This window comes from Nocardioides sp. NPDC006273 (genome assembly GCF_040613495.1).
Classification (GTDB): domain Bacteria; phylum Actinomycetota; class Actinomycetes; order Propionibacteriales; family Nocardioidaceae; genus Nocardioides.
In genome coordinates, this window is sequence record NZ_JBEXSD010000059.1 from 1 (window position 1) to 20,051 (window position 20,051).

General features: G+C 69.0%; 14 protein-coding genes. 9 read left to right on the forward strand and 5 right to left on the reverse strand.

Features of this window, described 5'->3' with window-relative positions:
• The 3 genes from recN to ABZZ22_RS21760 form a co-directional block, all read left to right on the forward strand.
• On the forward strand, nucleotides 1-1,529 hold a 1,529-nt coding region (gene recN / locus ABZZ22_RS21750; RefSeq protein ID WP_354935746.1), incomplete at its 5' end, for a DNA repair protein RecN.
• Nucleotides 1,530-1,699: 170 nt separating this feature from the next.
• Entirely contained in the window at nucleotides 1,700-3,646 is a 1,947-nt protein-coding gene (steA, locus tag ABZZ22_RS21755) for a putative cytokinetic ring protein SteA (protein WP_354935749.1), read from the forward strand.
• Nucleotides 3,647-3,660: 14 nt separating this feature from the next.
• Nucleotides 3,661-5,391 carry a CTP synthase gene (locus ABZZ22_RS21760; RefSeq protein WP_354935752.1) on the forward strand — a complete coding sequence of 577 codons (1,731 nt, stop codon included), beginning with the start codon at nucleotides 3,661-3,663 and terminating at the stop codon, nucleotides 5,389-5,391.
• 49 nt (nucleotides 5,392-5,440) lie between these two features.
• On the opposite strand, the gene ABZZ22_RS21765 is transcribed toward ABZZ22_RS21760, so the two are convergent.
• From ABZZ22_RS21765 to pepN, 5 genes are all read right to left on the reverse strand, one after another.
• Nucleotides 5,441-7,156: an alpha-glucosidase gene (locus ABZZ22_RS21765; protein ID WP_354935755.1), complete on the reverse strand. Its 1,716-nt coding sequence runs from the start codon at nucleotides 7,154-7,156 to the stop codon at nucleotides 5,441-5,443.
• Between the two features lie 38 nt (nucleotides 7,157-7,194).
• Nucleotides 7,195-8,163, reverse strand: coding sequence for a TIGR03885 family FMN-dependent LLM class oxidoreductase (locus ABZZ22_RS21770; RefSeq protein ID WP_354935758.1), 969 nt, complete (start codon nucleotides 8,161-8,163; stop codon nucleotides 7,195-7,197).
• Nucleotides 8,160-9,791 carry an alpha-amylase family protein gene (locus ABZZ22_RS21775; protein WP_354935761.1) on the reverse strand — a complete coding sequence of 544 codons (1,632 nt, stop codon included), beginning with the start codon at nucleotides 9,789-9,791 and terminating at the stop codon, nucleotides 8,160-8,162. The genes ABZZ22_RS21770 and ABZZ22_RS21775 overlap by 4 nt, the downstream gene beginning before the upstream one ends.
• A gap of 83 nt (nucleotides 9,792-9,874) precedes the next feature.
• Nucleotides 9,875-10,348 carry an SRPBCC family protein gene (locus ABZZ22_RS21780; RefSeq protein WP_354935764.1) on the reverse strand — a complete coding sequence of 158 codons (474 nt, stop codon included), beginning with the start codon at nucleotides 10,346-10,348 and terminating at the stop codon, nucleotides 9,875-9,877.
• A 78-nt stretch (nucleotides 10,349-10,426) separates the two neighbouring features.
• A complete protein-coding gene (gene pepN, locus ABZZ22_RS21785; protein WP_354935766.1) occupies nucleotides 10,427-12,865 on the reverse strand; it encodes an aminopeptidase N in 2,439 nt (812 codons plus the stop codon).
• A gap of 22 nt (nucleotides 12,866-12,887) precedes the next feature.
• Between pepN and ABZZ22_RS21790 the strand changes: the two genes are divergently transcribed.
• From ABZZ22_RS21790 to ABZZ22_RS21815, 6 genes are all read left to right on the forward strand, one after another.
• The gene (locus tag ABZZ22_RS21790; RefSeq protein ID WP_354935769.1) at nucleotides 12,888-13,523 is read left to right on the forward strand and encodes an NUDIX hydrolase; all 636 of its coding nucleotides are present in this window, start codon (nucleotides 12,888-12,890) and stop codon (nucleotides 13,521-13,523) included.
• 129 nt (nucleotides 13,524-13,652) lie between these two features.
• Nucleotides 13,653-14,768, forward strand: coding sequence for an alanine dehydrogenase (gene ald / locus ABZZ22_RS21795; protein WP_354935772.1), 1,116 nt, complete (start codon nucleotides 13,653-13,655; stop codon nucleotides 14,766-14,768).
• Between the two features lie 99 nt (nucleotides 14,769-14,867).
• Nucleotides 14,868-15,794, forward strand: a complete 927-nt coding sequence (gene xerD, locus ABZZ22_RS21800; protein ID WP_354935775.1) for a site-specific tyrosine recombinase XerD — start codon at nucleotides 14,868-14,870, stop codon at nucleotides 15,792-15,794.
• A complete protein-coding gene (locus tag ABZZ22_RS21805) occupies nucleotides 15,791-18,427 on the forward strand; it encodes a DUF3516 domain-containing protein (protein WP_354935778.1) in 2,637 nt (878 codons plus the stop codon). The genes xerD and ABZZ22_RS21805 overlap by 4 nt, the downstream gene beginning before the upstream one ends.
• Before the next feature lie 30 nt (nucleotides 18,428-18,457).
• Entirely contained in the window at nucleotides 18,458-18,604 is a 147-nt protein-coding gene (locus ABZZ22_RS21810; RefSeq protein ID WP_354935781.1) for a hypothetical protein, read from the forward strand.
• 135 nt (nucleotides 18,605-18,739) lie between these two features.
• Entirely contained in the window at nucleotides 18,740-19,897 is a 1,158-nt protein-coding gene (locus ABZZ22_RS21815) for a DUF4241 domain-containing protein (RefSeq protein ID WP_354935784.1), read from the forward strand.
• Nucleotides 19,898-20,051: the final 154 nt, after the last annotated feature.

The following is a 20,051-nucleotide window of genomic DNA, read 5'->3' on the forward strand; positions in this document are numbered from 1 at the left end:
GAGAGGTCGAGGAGGGCCGCGTCCTCGTGGCCCGCACGGTCGCTGCCGAAGGCCGAGCGCGGGCGTACGTCGGGGGAGCGACCGTCCCGGTCGCCACCCTCGGTTCGGTGACCTCGCCCCTGGTCGCCGTCCACGGCCAGTCCGACCAGCACCGGCTCCTGCAGCCGCGTGCCCAGCGCGACTCGCTGGACCGCTTCGGCGGCGACGCCGTCGCCAAGCTGCTCACGGCATACCGCGAGCTCCACGCCGAGCTCCAGAAGGTTGAGCGCGAGCTCGACGAGGTGACGACCCACGCCCGCGAGCGCGCACAGGAGGCTGATCTGCTGCGCTTCGGTCTCGGTGAGATCGAGGCGGTCTCCCCGGAGGCGGGCGAGGACGTCACGTTGGCCCAGGAGGAGGAGAAGCTCGGTTACGCCGACACCCTCCGCACGGCCGCGGAGCAGGCGCGCGAGGCCCTCTCCTCCGAGGACATCGACTCTCCGGACGCCCTCGGGGCGGTTTCGGTCGCGAAGCAGGCGCTGGAGAGCGTCCGAGATCACGATCCCGACGCCGCCGCCTTGGCCGAGCGTCTTGCCGAGGTCACCTACCTGCTCTCCGACGTCGCCGCCGATGTCGCCTCCTACGCCACCGGCGTCGAGACCGACCCCGCCCGGCTGGCAGTCGTCTCCGAGCGGCGTGCGGCCCTGACCGCGCTGACCAGGAAGTACGGCGAGACGATCGATGAGGTGCTCGCCTGGTCCGAGACCGGTGCCAAGCGCCTGCTCGAGCTCGACTCCGACGACGAGCGGATCGAGGAGCTCAAGAACGAACGTACGCGGCTGCGAGCCGATCTCGCCGACGCCGGTGCCATGCTCTCGACCGCGCGCACCGACGCCGCCGGTGCCTTGGCCGAGGCGGTCAGCGACGAGCTGACCGGACTGGCCATGCCCCACGCCCGGCTGGTTGTCGACGTGCGTCAGAAGGAGACCGACGCACCGGCCTCCGAGGACGAGCCGCACGCACCGTTGAGGTTCCCGTCTTCTGGAAAGGGGAAGGGCAAGGGCGAGCGCTGGCTGCGCTACGGCTCCAACGGTCTCGACGAGATCGAGCTGCTGCTGGCCGCCAACACCGGCTCGGAGCCCCGTCCGCTCCACAAGGGCGCCTCCGGCGGCGAGCTCTCTCGGGTGATGCTCGCGATCGAGGTGGTCCTGGCCGCCACCAGCCCGGTCCCGACCTTCGTCTTCGACGAGGTCGACGCCGGTGTCGGCGGCACCGCGGCGGTCGAGATCGGCCGTCGCCTCGCCCACCTCGCCCGCACCGCACAGGTCCTGGTGGTCACCCACCTTCCCCAGGTCGCCGCTTTCGCCGACCACCACGTCGCCGTGGAGAAGACCAGCGACGGCGTGGTCACCAGCTCCGGGCTCACCGTCCTCGACGACGAGGCCCGTGAGCGCGAGCTCTCCCGCATGCTGGCCGGGCTCACGGCCTCCGACACGGCCATCGCCCATGCGCGCGAGCTCCTCGAGGTGGCCCGCGCGGCGAAGGTCTGATCCCGCCGAAACCTCAGTTCTGGCGACCCGAGTCGGTAGTTGTGGCGAACCGCACACGCCACAACTACCGACTCGGCCGCCAAAGGTACGCATTCGGACGCCACAACTACCGACTCGCCGGATGGGAGATCCAGGGACACCGGCCGATACCGGGGGAGGATTGGCGAGACATGAGACTGCCGACACGCCAGATTCCTTCCGTACTCCCCGGCACCCGCGGCACGCTCCGCGCGGGCCGGCCGACCAGGGCACTGGTCCCGCGGCTCAAAGAGGGCGACATCGCGGTCATCGACCATGTCGACCTCGACCGCAGCACCGCGCTGGCGATCGCAGCCACGGGCGTGATCGCCGTGGTCAACGCCCAGCCGATGGTGTCGGGGCGCTACCCGAACCGGGGGCCGAAGACGCTGGCAGATGCCGGGATCGAGCTGATCGACCAGATCGGCGAGGCAGGGCTGGACAAGCTTGTCGACGGCCGTAAGGCGCGCATCCTCGACGGAGAGATCTTCGACGGCGAGCGGCTGTTGGCCTCCGGCCGGGTGCTCGACCAGGAGTCGCTCGAGAGCGACCTGGAGAACGCCAAGCAGGGTCTGAGCTCCCACCTGGAGCTCTTCACCCACAACAGCAGCGAGCTGCTCCGGCGCGAGGAGGAGGTGCTGCTGCACGGCAACGGCGTGCCACCCCTCGACACGCCCCTGGCCGGGCGTCCCGTCGTGGTGGTCGCCGACCACCCGGATCTGGACCGTCTCCTGGGGGATCTGGCGGGCTTCCTGCGCGAGCAGCGTCCGACGATCATCTCGGTGGGCCCGGCGGCGAAGAGGCTGTCCAAGAAGCACGTACGCCACGCCGTGCTCGTCCTGGGCGCCGACACCGACACGTTCCCCGAGCCGAAGGTGCTCACCGGCGCGGCCGAGGTCGTGCTCGCGCCGGGTGGCTCCGGGAGCGAGCAGGCCGCCGAGCTCCTCGATCGCATCGGAGTGCAGCCGAAGCGGTTCGACTCCTCGCTGGCACCCGAGGACGCGGCCCTGCTGATCGCCTACGCCCAGCACCCCTCGCTGGTCATCGGGGCGGGGGTGAGCACCACGCTGACCGACTTCCTCGAGGACCAGCGTCCGGGGCTGGCCGGCACCTACCTGACCCGACTCGCGCTCGGCCCGACGCTGATCGACGCCTCTGCCGTGCCCGCGGTGCGCCGCAAGGAGCCGCTCGCCCGCCGGCTCTTCCTCCCGCTCCTCACCGCGGTGACGGCCCTGGCGATCGGCCTCCCCGCCGGTGTCTGGGCCGCCGATCACGGCCTCACCGGGCGCGGCCTCAGCGAGATCGGCACCGGAGCCGGCGGCGACGCCGGCGCAGGCGCCACGGTCGACACCACGTCCGGCCAGAGCAGCAGCCGGACCGAGACCGACTCGCGACAGAGCGCCGAGGCCCAGTTCGTCGCCGAGGCCGGCGACACGCTCCTGCCCGGCAGGCTCGCCGGGCAGAAGGTCGCCGTCGTCACCTTCCCGGGCGCGGACCGCAAGACCGTCGATGCGCTCACCGGCAACGTCACCACGGCCGGGGCCGAGATGACAGGGGTGCTCGACGTACGACCGAATCTGCTGGACCCGGACCGAAAGCAGTACGTCGACAGCCTGGCCACCCAGCTGGTCGAGCAGCTCGGACGCGGCGACGCGGACCAGGCCACCTACCAGCGGATGGGGCAGGTGATCGGAGAGACCTACGCCGGCCGGAAGCCACCCGCGGCGTTCGACAAGCAGGCCAAGACCGCAGCTGTGGCGTTGCTCACCGGAGACCTGGTCAAGGCCCAGGGGCGACCGACTGGGCCGGCCGACCTGGTTCTGGTGGTCCTCGGGGAGGACAACGAGGTCACGACCGCGGTCGAGGGCCTGACCGAGGGCTTGGGGGCGACCACGAAAGGCCTGGTCGTGACGGCAGCGACCGGCTCCGAGGACCTCGCGGCGCTGCGCGCCAACGACTGGCCGGGCTGGTTCGCGTCGGTCGACGGCATCGAGTCCACCACCGGTCAGATCGTCGCTCCGCTGGCCCTGGCCCGACAGAAGAACCAAGAAGGTGGCGAATTCGGTGCGTCAGGTTTCGGCGGCCTCCTGAAGGATTGATAGGATTGAGGCCCATGAAGTCGGCGAGCTTGACCAAGCACATTTTTGTCACCGGAGGCGTCGCCTCCTCCTTGGGAAAGGGTCTGACGGCATCGTCCCTCGGCCGCCTTCTCCGTTCGCGTGGTCTGAGCGTGACCATGCAGAAGCTGGACCCGTATCTCAACGTGGATCCAGGCACCATGAACCCGTTCCAGCACGGTGAGGTCTTCGTGACCAACGACGGTGCCGAGACCGATCTCGACATCGGCCACTACGAGCGGTTCCTCGACACCGACCTGGTCGGCCACGCCAACGTGACCACCGGACAGGTCTACTCAAACGTGATCGCCAAGGAGCGGCGCGGCGACTACCTCGGCGAGACCGTCCAGGTGATCCCGCACATCACCGACGAGATCTCCGAGCGGGTCCTGGCCATGCACGGCCCCGAGGTCGACGTGGTGATCACCGAGATCGGCGGCACGGTCGGCGACATCGAGTCCCTGCCGTTCCTCGAGGCCGCCCGTCAGGTGCGCCAGCGCCTGGGCCGCGACAACGTCTTCTTCGTGCACGTCTCCCTGGTGCCCTACATCGGCCCGTCCAAGGAGCTCAAGACGAAGCCGACCCAGCACTCGGTGATGGCGCTGCGCCAGATCGGCATCCAGCCCGACGCCATCGTGTGCCGCGCCGACCGCGAGCTGCCCGAGGGCATCAAGCGCAAGATCGCGCTCATGTGCGACGTCGACGAGGACGCCGTGGTGACGGCGGCCGATGCTCCGAGCATCTACGACATCCCGAAGGTGCTCCACCGCGAGGGCCTCGACGCCTACGTCGTACGCAAGCTCGACCTGCCCTTCCGTGACGTCGACTGGGCGCTGTGGGACGACCTGCTCCGCCGGGTCCACCACCCGAAGGAAGAGCTCACCATCGGCCTGGTCGGCAAGTACATCGACCTGCCCGACGCCTACCTGAGCGTCGGCGAGGCGCTGCGCGCCGGTGGGTTCGCCAACGAGGCCAAGGTTCACATCCGCTGGATCCCCTCCGACGATTGCGAGACCCCCGAGGGCGCGGCCAAGAACCTCCACGACCTCGACGCCGTCTGCGTCCCCGGCGGTTTCGGCATCCGTGGCCTGGAGGGCAAGCTCGGCGCGCTGACCTACACCCGCACCCACCAGATCCCCACGCTCGGCCTGTGCCTGGGCCTGCAGTGCATGGTCATCGAGTACGCCCGCAACATGCTCGGCCTGGAGAAGGCCGACTCGACCGAGTTCGACGCTGAGACGCCCGAGCCCGTCATCGCGACGATGGAGGAGCAGAAGGCGTACGTCGAGGGCGCCGGCGATCTCGGTGGCACCATGCGTCTGGGGCTCTACCCGGCCGAGCTCAAGAAGGGCTCGATCGCGGCCGAGGTCTACGGCGAATCCTCGATCGAGGAGCGTCACCGCCACCGCTACGAGGTCAACAACGCCTACCGCGACCAGCTCGAGGAGGCCGGCCTGGTCTTCTCCGGCCTCTCGCCCGACAACCAGCTCGTCGAGTTCGTCGAGCTTCCCCGCGACGTACACCCCTACTACGTCTCCACGCAGGCTCACCCCGAGCTTCGCTCGCGGCCGACCCGCCCGCACCCGCTCTTCGCCGGGCTGGTGAAGGCGGCCCTCGACCGGCAGAAGGAGCAGCGGTTCCCGATCGACGAGACCAACCTGCGCCGCGACGTCAGCGACGTCGACGAGCTCAGCGACGTCGAGCTGCCCGAACCGGCCGAGGCCTGAGAGTCTGACCGTTGAGGCCATGGGGCCGGCACACGCCGGCCCCATGGCCTCAATGCGCCGCGGTCACCACAGAAGGCCCAAGATGGACGCGGGCCTCCCACGGCTCGAGCACGGTGCTGTCGTGCGGCGTGTCCACGTTGGCCAAGACGATGGGGGAGTCCGCGGTCGCTCGCTGCAGCCGGGGCGGGACCTCGGCGGCGTCTCCGGAGAAGTTGGCGATGACATGAAGCTTCGCGCCGTCGTGACGCCGGGTGAATGCGAACAGCTGTGGATGGTCCGGTTCGTCGAGGGTGAAGTCACCCAGCGCCACCACCGGCTCCTCGTGACGAAGCCGGATCAGGTCGCGGTGGTAGCTGAACACCGATGCGGGGTCGTCGACCTGCCGGGCAGCGTTGACGTGCTGAGAGTTCGGGTTGACCGCCAGCCACGGGCTACCGGTCGTGAACCCGGCCTGAGGCGACTCGTCCCACTGCATCGGAGTGCGGCCGTTGTCGCGGCTCCGCGCCCGAAGAGAGGCCAGGACCGCCTCCGGATCCTCGCCCATGCCCACCGACTCCTCGTAGTAGTTGATCGACTCGATGTCGGCGAACTGCTCGATCGAGGTGAAGGGGAAGTTCGTCATCCCCAGCTCCTGGCCCTGATAGATGTACGGCGTCCCGCGCTGCATGTGGAGAACGGTGGCCAACAGCTTGGCCGATCGTTCGCGGAACTCATCGTCGTCGCCGAAACGGGAGACCACGCGCGGCCGGTCGTGGTTGTCCCAGTACAGGCTGTTCCAGCCGACGTCGGCCAGCCCCTCCTGCCACGCGGCGAGGGAACCGCGGAGGAGGCGCATGTCGAAGGGCAGAACGTCCCACTTCGATGCGCCGCGGTCGATCTTCAGGTGCTCCAGCTGGAACACCATGTCGAGCTCCTCGCGCTCCTGGTCGGTGTACTTGCGCGCCTCCTCGATGGAGACATCGAGGGTCTCACCGACGAGGAGCAGCGGTCGCTCGACGCCGGCGAAGACCTCGCGGTGCATCTCGGCGAGATACTCGTGCACCCTGGGTCCGTCGACGACCTGCCGGCCGAGGGAGGCGAAGCGTTCACCCGGGCGGATCTTCCCGTCGGGAAGGGCGGGATCCTTGGAGATCAGGTTGATCACATCCATCCTGAACCCGTCGATGTCCCGGTCGATCCACCAACGCATCATGTCGTAGACCGCCCGCCTCACCTCTGGGTTCTCCCAGTTCAGGTCAGGCTGCTTCTTGGAGAACAGGTGCAGGTAGTAGTCACCGCTCTCCTCGTCGTACTCCCATGCCGGACCCGAGAAGAACGACCCCCAGTTGTTGGGTTCGGCGCCGGGTCTGCCCGGGACCGTCCCGTCGCGTGGCGGCCGCCACCAGTACCAGTCCCGCTTGGCGCTGTCGGGTCCGGATCGGGACTCGATGAACCACGGGTGCTCGTCGGAGGTGTGGTTGACCACCAGGTCCATCACGATCTTGATTCCGCGGGCGTGGAGCTGCTTCACGAGCGTGTCGAGGTCACCCAACGTCCCGAACACCGGGTCGACGTCGTGATAGTCGGTGATGTCGTAGCCGTTGTCGTCCATGGGCGAGGGATAGACGGGCGAGAGCCAGACGACGTCCACACCCAGCTTCTCGAGGTGGTCGAGATGCTCCAGGACACCGCCGAGATCGCCCACGCCGTCGCCGTCCGTGTCCGCGAAGCTGCGTGGGTAGATCTGGTAGACCACTGCGGACTGCCACCATTTCTGCGCCTTCACAGTGACTTCTGGTGCCCGGTGACTGCGGGACGTATGCATCAACCGCTGCGGAGCTCGGGGAGGACGTCGGCTCCGAAGAAATCCACGAACTCCTCCTGGTCGACCCCGACCTGGTGGAGGTACACCCGTTCGACTCCGAGCTTGGCGTATTCGGCGAGCACCTCCGCATGGCGAGCAGGGTCGCTCGACATCACGATGCTGTCCTCGAGCGCCTCGGCCGGGACGTGGGCGGTGGCGGCATCGAACTGCGCCGGCACCTCGAGCTCTTCGTTCAGCGACGGCGGCAGTGCGTTGGTCCGCCACTGGTCCAGCGCCTGGGCACGGACCTCATCGTCTGAGTGGGCCCAGGACAGATGCATCTGGACATGGACCGGCTTGGTGCTGCCGGCGGCGTCGCGGAAGGCTCTGATGACCGCACGCAGCTTCTGGGGAGGAGCGTTCACGGTGATGAGGCCGTCCGCCCACCCGGCCACCGCACGAGCGGTCTCGGGGCTCAGCGCCGCGGCGAACAGGGGCGGCGGAGTCGGGGGTAGCGTGTAGACGCGGGCGGCGCGCATCCGGACCAGGCCGTCGTGGTCCACGGTCTCGCCCGCGAGCAGACGGCGGATGACGTCGGCGCACTCGGCCAGTCGGGCGTTGCGTACGTCCTTGGTCGGCCAGCGACGCCCGGTGACGTGCTCGTTGAGAGACTGTCCCGAGCCGAGCGCCGGGATGAATCGCCCGGGCGCCATCTCCAGCAGGGTCGCGATGGATTGAGCGATCGTGGCGGGGTGGTACCGGTCGCCCGGGGCGGTGACCACTCCGTAGGGCAATGTGGTGGTCGCCATGGCGGCGCCGAGCCAGGCCCAGGCGAACCCGGCCTCGCCCTGTCGTTCGCTCCACGGAAAGAGGTGGTCGGAGGAGAGGACGGCGTCGAACCCGGCATCCTCCGCCTGGCGCGCCAGCCGCAGGAGTCGCGAGGGAGCGAACTGCTCGTGGGATGCGTGGTAGCCGATCTCCATTGTCATGCCTGCTCGATCCGGAGCCACCGGTAGCCGTAGCCGTGTAGCGCCAGCTCCTCACCGTTCACCAGGTCCTCGTACGGCTGGTCGTCGACGATCTGCTTCCAGTCCCGCTGCAGGTCCGGCGGAAGTGTGACGGTGGTTCCCTGCGGATCAAGGTTGGCCAGCAGAAGCGACGTGGACCGCTCGTCGGAGTAGCGGACCGCGAAGACCTGCTCCTGCGGCAGGGCCACCGGGCGGGCCGAGGAGGCGAGGTGCGGGCCGTGGTCGCGGCGGATCGCGAACAGCGTACGCAATGTGCGCAGCAGCGAGTCCGGGTCACCGATCTCGTCTTCGACGTTGACCTGTGCGTAGCTGAACGGGCCCTCTGTGATGACCGGGTGCGCCAGCTGGATCTCGTGAGCTTCGGAGAAGCCGGCGTTCACGTCCCTGGACCACTGCATCGGCGGCCGGACCGCGGCCCGGTCTGGAAGCTCCGGCTGGTCGCCCATCCCGATCTCGTCTCCGTACAGGATGATCGGACTGCCTGGAAGGGCGCAGAGCAGGAAGGCCGCGAGCTTGCGTTGCCGTGGATCTTCCAGCATCGGAGCCAGGCGTCTACGGATGCCGCGTCCGAACGCGCGCATCGCCGGGTGCGGCGCGAAGATCGCCATGGTTTCCTCACGCTCGGCGGGGGTGAGGCGCTCGAGGTCGAGCTCGTCGTGGTTGCGCAGCCAGATGGCGTAGTTGCAACCCTCCGGCGGGACCGGTTCCGCTTCCAGTGCGTCTCGCAACGGCGCCGCGTCCTTCCGGGCCAGCGCCAGGAACAGGTAGTTGTTGAGCCAGAAGTTGAGCAGGGTGGTCACTCGGTCCCCGCCTGCGAAGTAGTCCGCGTACTGCTCCGGATCCACGTCGGACTCGACCATGAGTACGCCGTCGGCTCGGAACCGCTGGACCGTGCGCCGCATCTCCTCGAGGAACCAGTAGCCGTCCTCGTGACCCTCCACCCGGCCGGCCTCGGCGACGATGTACGGCGCCGCGTCGACCCGAAATCCGGAGGTGCCGCGCTCGAGCCAGAACTCCATGATCTTGCGGATCTCGTCGCGCACGTCGGCGTTGGCTAGGTTCAGATCGGGCTCATGGCTGTAGAAGGTGTGCCGGTAGTACTGCCCGGCTTCCTCGTGCCAGGTCCAGACGGAGTCCTCCACCGAGGGAAAGATCGGCTCGACGATCGTCTCGTGCGGCTCGTCGGTCCAGATGTAGAAGTCGCGGAACCGGGAATCCCGGTCTCGGCAGGCCGCACGGAACCATGGGTGTCCCACTGACGTGTGCTGCACGACGAGGTCGATGATGACCTCCAGCTCCAGATCCTTCGCGCGAGCCATGAGGTCGTCGAAGTCGTCCAGCGTGCCGTACCGGTCCGACACCTCGAGATGATCGATCACGTCGTAGCCGCCGTCGAGATCGGGGGTCCGGTAGAACGGCTGCAACCACACCGCGGTCGCACCGAGCTCCTTGACATGATCGAGCTTCTCCGCCACTCCGCAGAGGTCCCCGGTCCCGTTGCCGGTGGTGTCGCGGAACAGGGCCACGGCGATCTGGTAGATGACGGCCCGTTCGTACCACGGAACGTCCTCAGCGTCTGGCGTCGACATCGTCTCGGTCCTCCGACTGCTATGGCTGTGGATCCATGGCGTCACTCGGGCTCAGATCGCCGCGGCCCCCGTCCGCGTGCGTGCTAGTGGCGTACCTCGCCGGTCGGCTTCACCTCACCGCGCCACGAACCGGTCTCGGTGCCGCGCTGCTCGATGAAGTCCTTGAAGCGCTCGAGGTCGCCCTTGGCTCGCCTGTCGACGATGTTGAGGACGTCACCGGTCTTCTCGACCGCGCCCTCGGGCTCGTACTCGAGACGAAGCGTGACCTTGGTGGCCTTCCCCATCTCGTCTGTGGCGAACGACACCGTCCCCTGGTTCTGGCTGCCTTCCACGGCGCGCCAGGTGATCCGCTCGTCGGGAACCTGGTGAACGATCTCGGCGTCCCACTCACGGGTCACCCCGCCGATCTCGGCCTTCCAGTGCAGGTGCTTGTCGTCGAGCTGCTGGACCGACTCGACACCCTCCATGAACTGGGGGAAGGACTCGAACTGGGTCCACTGGTCATACGCGGTGCTGACCGGGACCTCGACCTGGACGCTCTTCTCGATGGTGCTCATGTCGTGTCTCCTCTCGATTGCGTACGACCAGTGGGTACCCGAGGTCTTCGAGGGCCATACCTGCTCGGCCCGGTGAACTCACCGGGCTCGGGCCACGACCTGGCGCGAGTGCACGTCGGCGAGACGGACGACGGTCTGACGCACGAACGGGACCAGGGCATCGCCCTCGCAGGCTGCCCGCGCCACGGCGGCGACGTCCTCGCCGGCCTGCGTCGGGTAGAACCGGAGCTGGAGGCCGAAGGCGAGCAGCCCACCGCCCCTGATGGCGGCCACGGCGTCGAGATAGCGCTGGGCGTACGGTGCCAGAACCTCGTCCTGCCCCGGCCGCCAGAACGCCGAGGCCAGCGCGTAGGCGCTGTCGGTGCGCGGCAGCCGGCGCTCGACCATGGTCACCTGCCAGGCCTCCTCCTTGGCCTCGGCCAGCGGCTGCGCGGTGCGTACGCCCAGGGCACTGACCCACGACTCGGGATCCGGGTCGCGTGCCTCCAGCGCGGCGACGGCGGCAGCGTCGTAGTCGCCGGTCTCTGCGCGCCGTCCCAGCAGCCGCCAGGCGACCTGGACGTCCTCCGCGGCTCCCGACTCGGCGAGCTCGAGCTGCTTGGGCGTGGAGGCGTGCGAGGCGAGCACCCGAAGCGCGGTGTCGCGGTTGACGGGGTCCTCGGCGAGGGTCGCCGCCACGCCGGCGACCAGAGCACGCTGCTCGGCCACCCGGTCCGGTGCCGTCCACAGCTCGGCCGCGGCCACTGCCATGCTCAGGTACTCACCGGTGACCTGCGGGTTCTGTTCGCACTCGAGGACCGAGGCGACTCGGGAGACGACCTCGGGACCGGCGATCTCACCACGGAACAGCGCCGCCCAGGCGCTGTTGACCGCGACCGCCCGCGCCAGCGAGTCGGGGAGGAGTCCGGCGTTCTGGCCGAGCCAGGCCTCGCTGGCCTCGTCGGAGCGCACCGCGGCGAAGGTCACGTCGGTCGCGTTGACCAGGTGCGCGGCGGCATCGGGGAGCGAGACCTCGACGGGCACGCCCTCCACGGTGACCGGGGTGGTCGCGAGGAGCGCGCCGGAGGCGTCGTACGAGGCGATGTCGAAGCGGTGGGGACGCACGGTCCCGTCGGCGCTGGTGACCGAGACCTTGCCGTCAGCGAGGGTGATCACGTCGGTCCCGGCATGGTCGAGCCATGCGGCGGTCCAGGCGGAGAGGTCCTTGCCCGCGGCCGCCCCGAAGGCACCCATCAGATCGTCTAGGACGGTGTTGCCGTAGGCGTGCTCGGCGAAGTAGGTCTGCAGCCCGGCCAGGTACGCCTCCTCGCCGATGTAGGCGTGCAGCTGCTGCAGCACCGCCTGGCCCTTCATGTAGGTGATCGCGTCGAAGTTGGCCATCGCGACATCGACGCTGGGCACCACCCCGCGGATCGGATGGGTGGCCGGCGTCGCGTCGACGTCGTACGCCATCTTCTTCTCGGTCAGGGCGATCGAGGCCCACACGTCGGAGTAGTCGGGAAGCGCGGCAGAGGCCCACACCGCCGCCCACGAGGCGAAGGCCTCGTTGAGCCACAGGTCGTCCCACCAGCGCATCGTGACCAGGTCGCCGAACCACATGTGTGCCATCTCGTGCAGGATCACGTTGGTGCGATCAGTGCGGTCGGCGTGGGTCGGAGCCGTGCGGTAGAGGAACACGTCGCTGTGCGTGACCGCGCCCCAGTTCTCCATCGCCCCGCCCATGTCGGGCACGAAGATCTGGTCGTAGCGCCGCTGCGGGAACGGCATCGCGAACTTGGCGCCGAACCAGGCCAGCCCGTGCTCGGTGATCTGCAGGATCTCCTCGCGGTCCCGCTCGAGCTGGCTGCGCAGCGACTGACGGGCGTAGAGCCCCAGGTCATAGCCGCCGCGCTCGTCCCGGACCTCGACGAACGGGCCGGCGTTGACCACCACGACGTACGTCGAGAGCGGGGGAGTGTCCTCGAAGACCCAGGTCCGCGCGCCGGCCTCCTCGTCCGGGACCCCGGCCGGTGCGGAGTTGGACAGCACCGTCCACTGCGTCGGCGCGGTCACGGTGAACGCATGCACGGCCTTGAGGTCGGGCTGGTCGAAGCAGGCCCACAGCCGGCGGGCGTCGTCGGGCTCGAAGGAGGTCCACACGTAGACGTTGCCGTCAGAGGGGTCGACGGTGCGCAGGATGCCCTCCGAAGACGCGGTCTCGGACTGGGAGGCGGCGACGACGAGGGTGTTGGTCTCGGCGAGGTCCCCGAGCGGGATCCGCCCGGCGCTGATCGTGGTGAGGTCGATGGCGGTGCCGTTGAGCGTGGCGGCCGACACCTTTGCCACGCAGTCGACGAACGTGCTCGTGCCGGGGGTCGCCGAGAACGTGATCGTGGAGACGCTGGCGATGGTCTCGCCCTCGAGCAGACCGGTCATGTCGAGGGTGATGTCGTAGCGCTCGACGGTGACGGTGGCGGCCCGCGCTGCGGCCTCGTCCTGGGTGAGCGATGCAGGGGCGGCGGCGGAGGTCTCAGACATGAGCCGAGGGTAGCCTCGGGCAATGACATCGGACGCACGATTTTCCGACTCGGCCGTGCCGCTGGCCCCTCTCACCGAATGGGACGCCCCCGAGAGCTGGCCGGTCGCCTCCAGCGAGGATCTGCACCGGGACGGCTGGGTGGTCGCGCTGCGGGCAGACCGGATCAACCGGCCCGGCCACGAGGACGAGGAGCCGTTCCGGCGCCTGGTGGTGGAGCACCCGGGCGCCGCGGTTGTGCTGGCTCTCGACGAGGAGGAGCGGGTCCTGGTCATCACCCAGTACCGCCATCCCGCCAAGCGGCGCTTCGTCGAGCTGCCGGCCGGTCTGATCGACTATCCGGGCGAGGACCCGCTCGACGTGGCCGTGCGGGAGCTGCGCGAGGAGGTCGCGCACGAGGCAAGCGAGTGGACACATCTGCTCTCCACCCACACCTCTCCCGGTCTGAGCGAGGAGATCCATCACTTCTACCTCGCCCGCGGCCTCACCGCGACGGACCGCGACGGCTTCGTCCTCGAGCACGAGGAGGCCGAGATGAGCGTCCACCGGGTGCCCTTCGAGGAGCTTCTGGAGGCCGTGCTGAGCGGCCGCGCGACCGACTCGCCGGTCGTCCAGGCCGTGCTTGCGTACGCCGCGCTCAAATCGCGTGGCAGAGTCTGACCATGCGCGTCAACGACTACGGGACGCGGTTTTGGTGACTTGCGCCACACCGGGTTAGAACTGCCGCATCAGGCGGCGAACATCCGGCCTGGCCCGACCCACGGACCATCACATTCAGGGGAAGAGAAAATGAGAATCGGCGTACCCAAGGAAGTCAAGAACCACGAGTACCGGGTGGCGATCACCCCCTCGGGCGTCCACGAGCTGGTGGCCAACGGCCACGAGGTCTTCGTCGAGGCCGGTGCCGGTGTCGGCTCCTCGATCTCGGACGGTGAGTACGCCGCGGTCGGTGCCAAGATCCTCGGTGACGCCGACGAGACCTGGGGCAACGCCGACCTCGTGCTCAAGGTCAAGGAGCCGGTCGCGGAGGAGTACCACCGCCTGCGCGAGGGCCTGACCCTGTTCACCTACCTTCACCTGGCCGCCGACAAGCCCCTCACCCAGGAGCTGCTGGCCAAGAAGGTCACCGCGATCGCCTACGAGACCGTCGAGCTGCCCAACCGGTCGCTGCCGCTGCTCTACCCGATGTCGGAGGTCGCCGGCTGCCTGGCGCCCCAGGTCGGCGCCTACAGCCTGCTGAAGGCCCAGGGTGGCCGCGGCACGCTGATGGGTGGCGTCGGCGGTGTCGCCAACGCCAAGGTCGTCATCATCGGCGCCGGCGTCTCCGGCCAGAACGCGGCCAACATCGCGTTGGGGATGGGTGCCGACGTCACGCTGCTCGACACCGACCTGGAGAAGCTGCGGATGTCGTTCTGGCGCTACTCCAACCAGGTGCACGGTCTGGCGTCGAACAAGCTCGCGCTCGAGGAGCAGGTGCTCCAGGCCGACCTGGTCATCGGCGCCGTGCTGATCCCGGGCGCGGCCGCGCCCAAGCTGGTCACCAACGACCTGGTCTCGCGGATGAAGCCCGGCTCGGTGCTCGTCGACATCGCGATCGATCAGGGCGGCTGCTTCGAGGACTCCCACGCCACCACCCACGCCGACCCGACCTACCAGGTCCACAACTCGACCTTCTACTGCGTCGCCAACATGCCCGGTGCGGTCCCCAACACCTCGACCTACGCGCTCACCAACGCGACGATGCCGTATGCCGTCGCGCTGGCCAACAAGGGCTGGGCCCAAGCGCTGCGGGACGACGCCGCGCTCGCCAAGGGTCTCAACACCCACGCCGGAGAGCTGACCAACGCTCCCGTCGGAGAGGCCGTCGGGATCGACTCGGTCGCGCTGGAGACCGTCCTGGCTTGACGCCGCTGCGCAGCCGACTCGGCGTATCTGTCTCACCGACATGCGCCGAGTCGGCGTTGTGAGGTGGGACAGATGCGCCGAGTGGGAGGTGCTGGTTGGATGGGGAAGGTGACGGCGGTGGAGCATGCGATGCGTACGTATCTCGACCATCTCAGCGTCGAGCGAGGTCTCGCGGCCAACACGCTCTCGTCCTACCGGCGCGACCTGCGGAGGTACGCCGAGTTCCTCGACCGGGAAGGTGTCGATGATCTGGCCGGGATCTCGGAGGCGACGGTCTCGGCGTTCCTGGCGCACCTGCGCGAGGGCAGCGAGGAGCATCCGGCGCTGAGCGCGACCTCGGCGGCACGGACGGTCGTCGCGGTCCGCGGGTTCCACAAGTTCGCGGTCGCCGACGGGCTGGTCGAGGCCAACCCGGCGGGCCATGTGAAGCCGCCGCGAGCGGAGAAGCGGCTGCCGAAGGCGCTCCCGTTGGCCGACGTCGAGGCGATCCTGGAAGCGGCGGGCGCGCCCGGGACGGCGCTCTCGTTGCGCGACCGGGCGCTCCTGGAGGTGCTCTACGGCACCGGCGCCCGCATCTCCGAGGCGGTCGGTCTCGACGTCGACGACCTCGACCGGGTCGACCACGTCGTGCTCCTGCGCGGCAAGGGCGGCAAGGAGCGGATCGTCCCGGTCGGCTCCTATGCCATCGAGGCCGTCGAGGCCTACCTGACCCGGGCTCGGCCCGACCTCGCAGCCGCCCGCTCAGGGGGCGCGCTCTTCCTCAACGCCCGCGGTGGCCGGCTCTCCCGTCAGTCGGCCTGGACCGTCCTGACCCGCGCCGCCGAGCGTGCCGGGATCGGCAAGGACGTATCCCCACACACCCTGCGCCACTCCTTCGCCACCCACCTGCTCGACGGTGGCGCCGACGTACGTGTCGTGCAGGAGTTGCTGGGCCATGCGTCGGTGACCACGACGCAGATCTACACTCTTGTCACCGTGGACAATCTCCGAGAGGTCTTCGTGACCGCACACCCGAGGGCCCTGTGACCGCTTCGACCGAAACCGGCGCTTCGACCAGACCCGGCGACTGGATCCCGAAGGTCGGCGCGAGCCCAGACGACGTCTACGAGGCGGTCGTGGCGTGGGCCGAGGGGAGTGGCCGCAGCCTCTACCCCCACCAGGACGAGGCGATCATGTCCATCCTGGCCGGTGACAACGTCATCCTGGCGACGCCGACCGGCTCGGGAAAGTCGCTGGTCGCGGCGGGTGCCCACGCGGCCGCGCTGGCCGAGGACAAGGTCTCCTTCTACACCGCGCCGATCAAGGCGCTGGTGAGCGAGAAGTTCTTCGACCTGGTCGAGACATTCGGTGCCGAGAACGTCGGGATGCTCACCGGCGACGCCAGCGTCAACGCCGACGCGCCGATCATCTGCTGCACCGCCGAGGTGCTCGCCAACCTCGCCCTCAGGGAGGGCAAGCGCGCCGACGTCGGGCTCGTGATCATGGACGAGTTCCACTACTACGGCGAGCCCGACCGCGGCTGGGCGTGGCAGGTGCCGCTGCTCGAGCTCCCGCAGGCGCAGTTCCTGCTGCTGAGCGCGACCCTGGGCGACACCACCGCCCTCGCCGAGGACCTGACCCGCCGAAACGGCCGCGACACCGTCCTCGTCGACCAGGCGGAACGACCCGTTCCGCTCGCGTTCGACTGGCGGCTGACGCCGCTCCAAGAGACGCTCGAGGAGCTCGTCACCACGGGTCAGGCGCCCGTCTACGTCGTCCACTTCACCCAGAAGGACGCCGTCACCCACGGCACCTCGCTGCTCAATGCCAGCTGGCTGAAGCTCTCCACCGAGGAGAAGGACCAGATCGCCAAGCGGCTCGAGCCGGTCCGGTTCGCGGCCGGCTTCGGCAAGACGCTGTCCAAGCTGCTGCGCAAGGGCATCGGCGTCCACCACGCCGGCATGCTCCCCAGATACCGAAGGCTGGTCGAGCAGCTCGCCCAGGCCGGTCTGCTCAAGGTCATCGCCGGCACCGACACCCTCGGCGTCGGCATCAACGTCCCGATCCGCACGGTGCTCTTCACCGGTCTGGCCAAGTTCGACGGCCGTCGCCAGCGCATCCTGCGGACCAGGGAGTTCCTCCAGATCGCCGGCCGGGCCGGGCGGGCCGGCTTCGACACCCAGGGCTACGTCGTCGTCCAGGCCCCCGAGCACATCATCGAGAACGAGAAGGCCAAGGCGAAGTCCGAGGAGCGCCGCAAGGCCGGCAAGAAGAACTCCAAGGCACAGCTCAAGAAGCCGCCCGAGGGCACCGTCGTGTGGACCGAGGCGACCTTCACCAAGCTCGTCGACGGCGCCCCCGAGCCGCTGCAGAGCAAGATGAAGATCGACAACTCGATGCTCCTCAACGTCGTCGCCCGCGACGAGGACGCCTTCGAGGTGATGCGTCGGATCACCATGGAGAACCACGAGGATCCGCGCAGCCAGCTCAAGCTCGCCCGCCGGGCCCTGCGGCTGACCCGCTCGCTGCTCCACAGCGGGGTGCTGACGAGGCTCGCCGAGCCCGATGCGTACGGACGTCGCTATGTCCTCACCGAGGACCTTCCCGCCGACTTCGCGCTCAACCAGCCGCTGGCCCACTTCGCCCTCGCCGCGCTGGACACGCTCGACCCCGAGTCCCCGGAGCACACCCTGGAGATCGTCTCGGTGATCGAGGCCGTCCTCGAGCCGCCGCGCCAGATCCTCTTCGCCCAGCAGCACGAGGCCCGTGGCAAGGCGATCGAGAACATGAAGGCCGACGGTGTCGAGTACGACGAGCGGATGGCGCTCATCGAGGACATCACCTGGCCCAAGCCGATGGCCGAGCGGCTCGAGGCGCTCTTCGAGGTCTACCGCGGGACCCACCCGTGGCTGCCCGAGGACGCGCTCGACCCCAAGTCGATCCTGCGCGAGATGTACGAGCAGGGGATGACGTTCACCGACGTCGTACGCCGCTATCAGCTCGCCCGCTCCGAGGGTCTGGTGCTGCGCTATCTGACCGACGCCTACCGCACCTTCCGGCACACGCTCCCCGAGAGCCACAAGAGCCCCGAGGTCGAGGACCTGGTCGAGTGGCTGGGGGAGACCATCCGGCAGACGGACTCCTCGCTGCTGGACGAGTGGGAGGCGCTCTCCGACCCCGAGCACATCCCGTCGGCGGTCGCCCACCACGAGACGCCCCCGCCGCCGCGGTCGCTGTCCCAGCAGACCCGTGCGTTCGAGATCATGGTCCGCAACGCGATGTGGGCGCGCGTCGACGCGGTCTCGCGCGACGACCTCGACGGCCTGATGCGCCTGGAGCGCGCGGCCGCCGACCGGTTCGATCCCGCCCGAGAGGTCGTGATGACCAGATCTCGCTGGGACGACGCCCTCGAGGCCTACTTCGCCGAGCACGACGACGTCGGCATCTCCGCCGACTCGCGCTCGCCCAAGCTGCTCACCTGGACCGCTGAGCGCGGTGCTCCGGCGGGGGTTGACGAGGACGACGAGGCGTACGACTCCACCCGCATCTGGCGGATCACCCAGACCATCGACGACCCGGCCGGAGACCACGACTGGGTCATCGAGGCGGTGGCCGACCTGGACGCGAGCGACGAGGCCGGCGAGCTGGTGCTGGCGACGGTGGCGATGCGGAGACTGTGACGGGCGGTGCGAGTCCGCTAGCGTTGCATCGTGCGCAAGCTGATGAAGAACCCCGTCGTCGTCGCGGCCATCGCCAAGATCGCCAACGAGGCTCGCAAGCCGGAGAACCAGAAGAAGATCAAGGACGCTGCGACCAAGGCATTCGACCAGGTCCAGAAGCGCCGTCGCCCGCGCTGAGCCGGGCCGAGTCCCCGCCGAGGGACCACAGCAACAGCCAGAATGACCGCGACACGCTGAAGCCTAGGCGTGTCGCGGCGCGTTTTCGCGTTCTCCATGGCCGCGTAGCCCGCCCACTCGGATCGAGGAACGACGATGCATGAATTCACCTATGCCCGCGGATGGCGGAACGGCTTGGTCGAACGCCTGTCCCCGGACCAGGCTCGTGCGCGCGACGAGCGCGGAGAGCCGTACGTGGTGGTCATCCATGACGGCGAGTCCGCCATCGCGGTGGTGGGCGTGGCCCGAGCGGACCGTCGGTTCGAGGTCGAGAGGTTCGACGAGTCAGGCCGGCGCGTGGCCCTTGGCCGGATCTCCGACCCAGGTGCTGGACTCGTCGTGCTGCAGAGCCTGGCCACCTGGGACTTCACTCACACCGACGATGTTCGCGAGGCTGGGCGTCACCAGGTCGAGTACCGCAGCGATGGATTCTGCACGACCATCAAGGAGCCTCAGGGCGAGCGCGGCGGCAGCGTTCGCAGTGCCGGCTTGTGCGAGGAACGGCCACAGGCGCCGACACCCGTCTTCGGCGAGTGGTCTGACCTCCTCCGGTTCGTTCAGATCTCAACGGAGCTTTCATCGAGCGCCGGCGCCGCGCTCGCGGTCGTCCGTGCCGAGCCCTGGGAGCCGTCGCTGCCATTGCGAGCGGGCGACGTGGCCGAGCGATTTCGGGTCGGCAGCGTCCAGTCGTACCGGGGCACGAAGGTCCAGATCCGCGAGGAGACGATCGGGAGTGTCGCGATAACAGTGGGGCGGGTCATGGCCGCGGATCCCGGCTGGATCCCGAGCGGCGAGGACGCGCGTGGTTTCACGGCCACGATCCCCAGCGGCATCTATCCGGTGACGATGACCCTCGCCGCGACCGAGGAGAAGGCTGCCAAAGGCTGGGGCATCGTCGCCGCGGCGACGCTGCGGGTCGCGGATCGGCCGGTCGCTTCCTGGGAGATGGGCCTCACGCCTGGCCAGGATCAGCTGGATCTGGGCGCGGACGAGTTCTACGGGATGGGCGTAGACACGGGCACCGGGGCGTTCCTGGATGCCGCGAGAGTGGACGAGCTGACCGATGTGTACGACAACGGCGGCTGGGAGGTCCTCGAGGGCAGCGAGTCGAGTGGTGCGACGCTCGCGGACGGTGCCATGGTCGCGTACGCCAGTGGCGAGGGAGACGGTGCGTACCCGGTTTGGATCGGGCGCGACGAGGCCGGCGACGTGGTCTGCTTCGTCGCCGATATGCTGATTCTCGACGACCGATGACAGGATCGGGCAGGGCGCCGCAGCGCGGGGAACCTGGCGGGTGGATTCTCGAGATGGACCAGCCGGCCCGCTCCCAGTTATCCACAGAGTTCTGCACGTCGTCGTTGCCACCTGTGGGGTTGAGCGGGGCGGAATGCACAGGCCGTCAACAGAT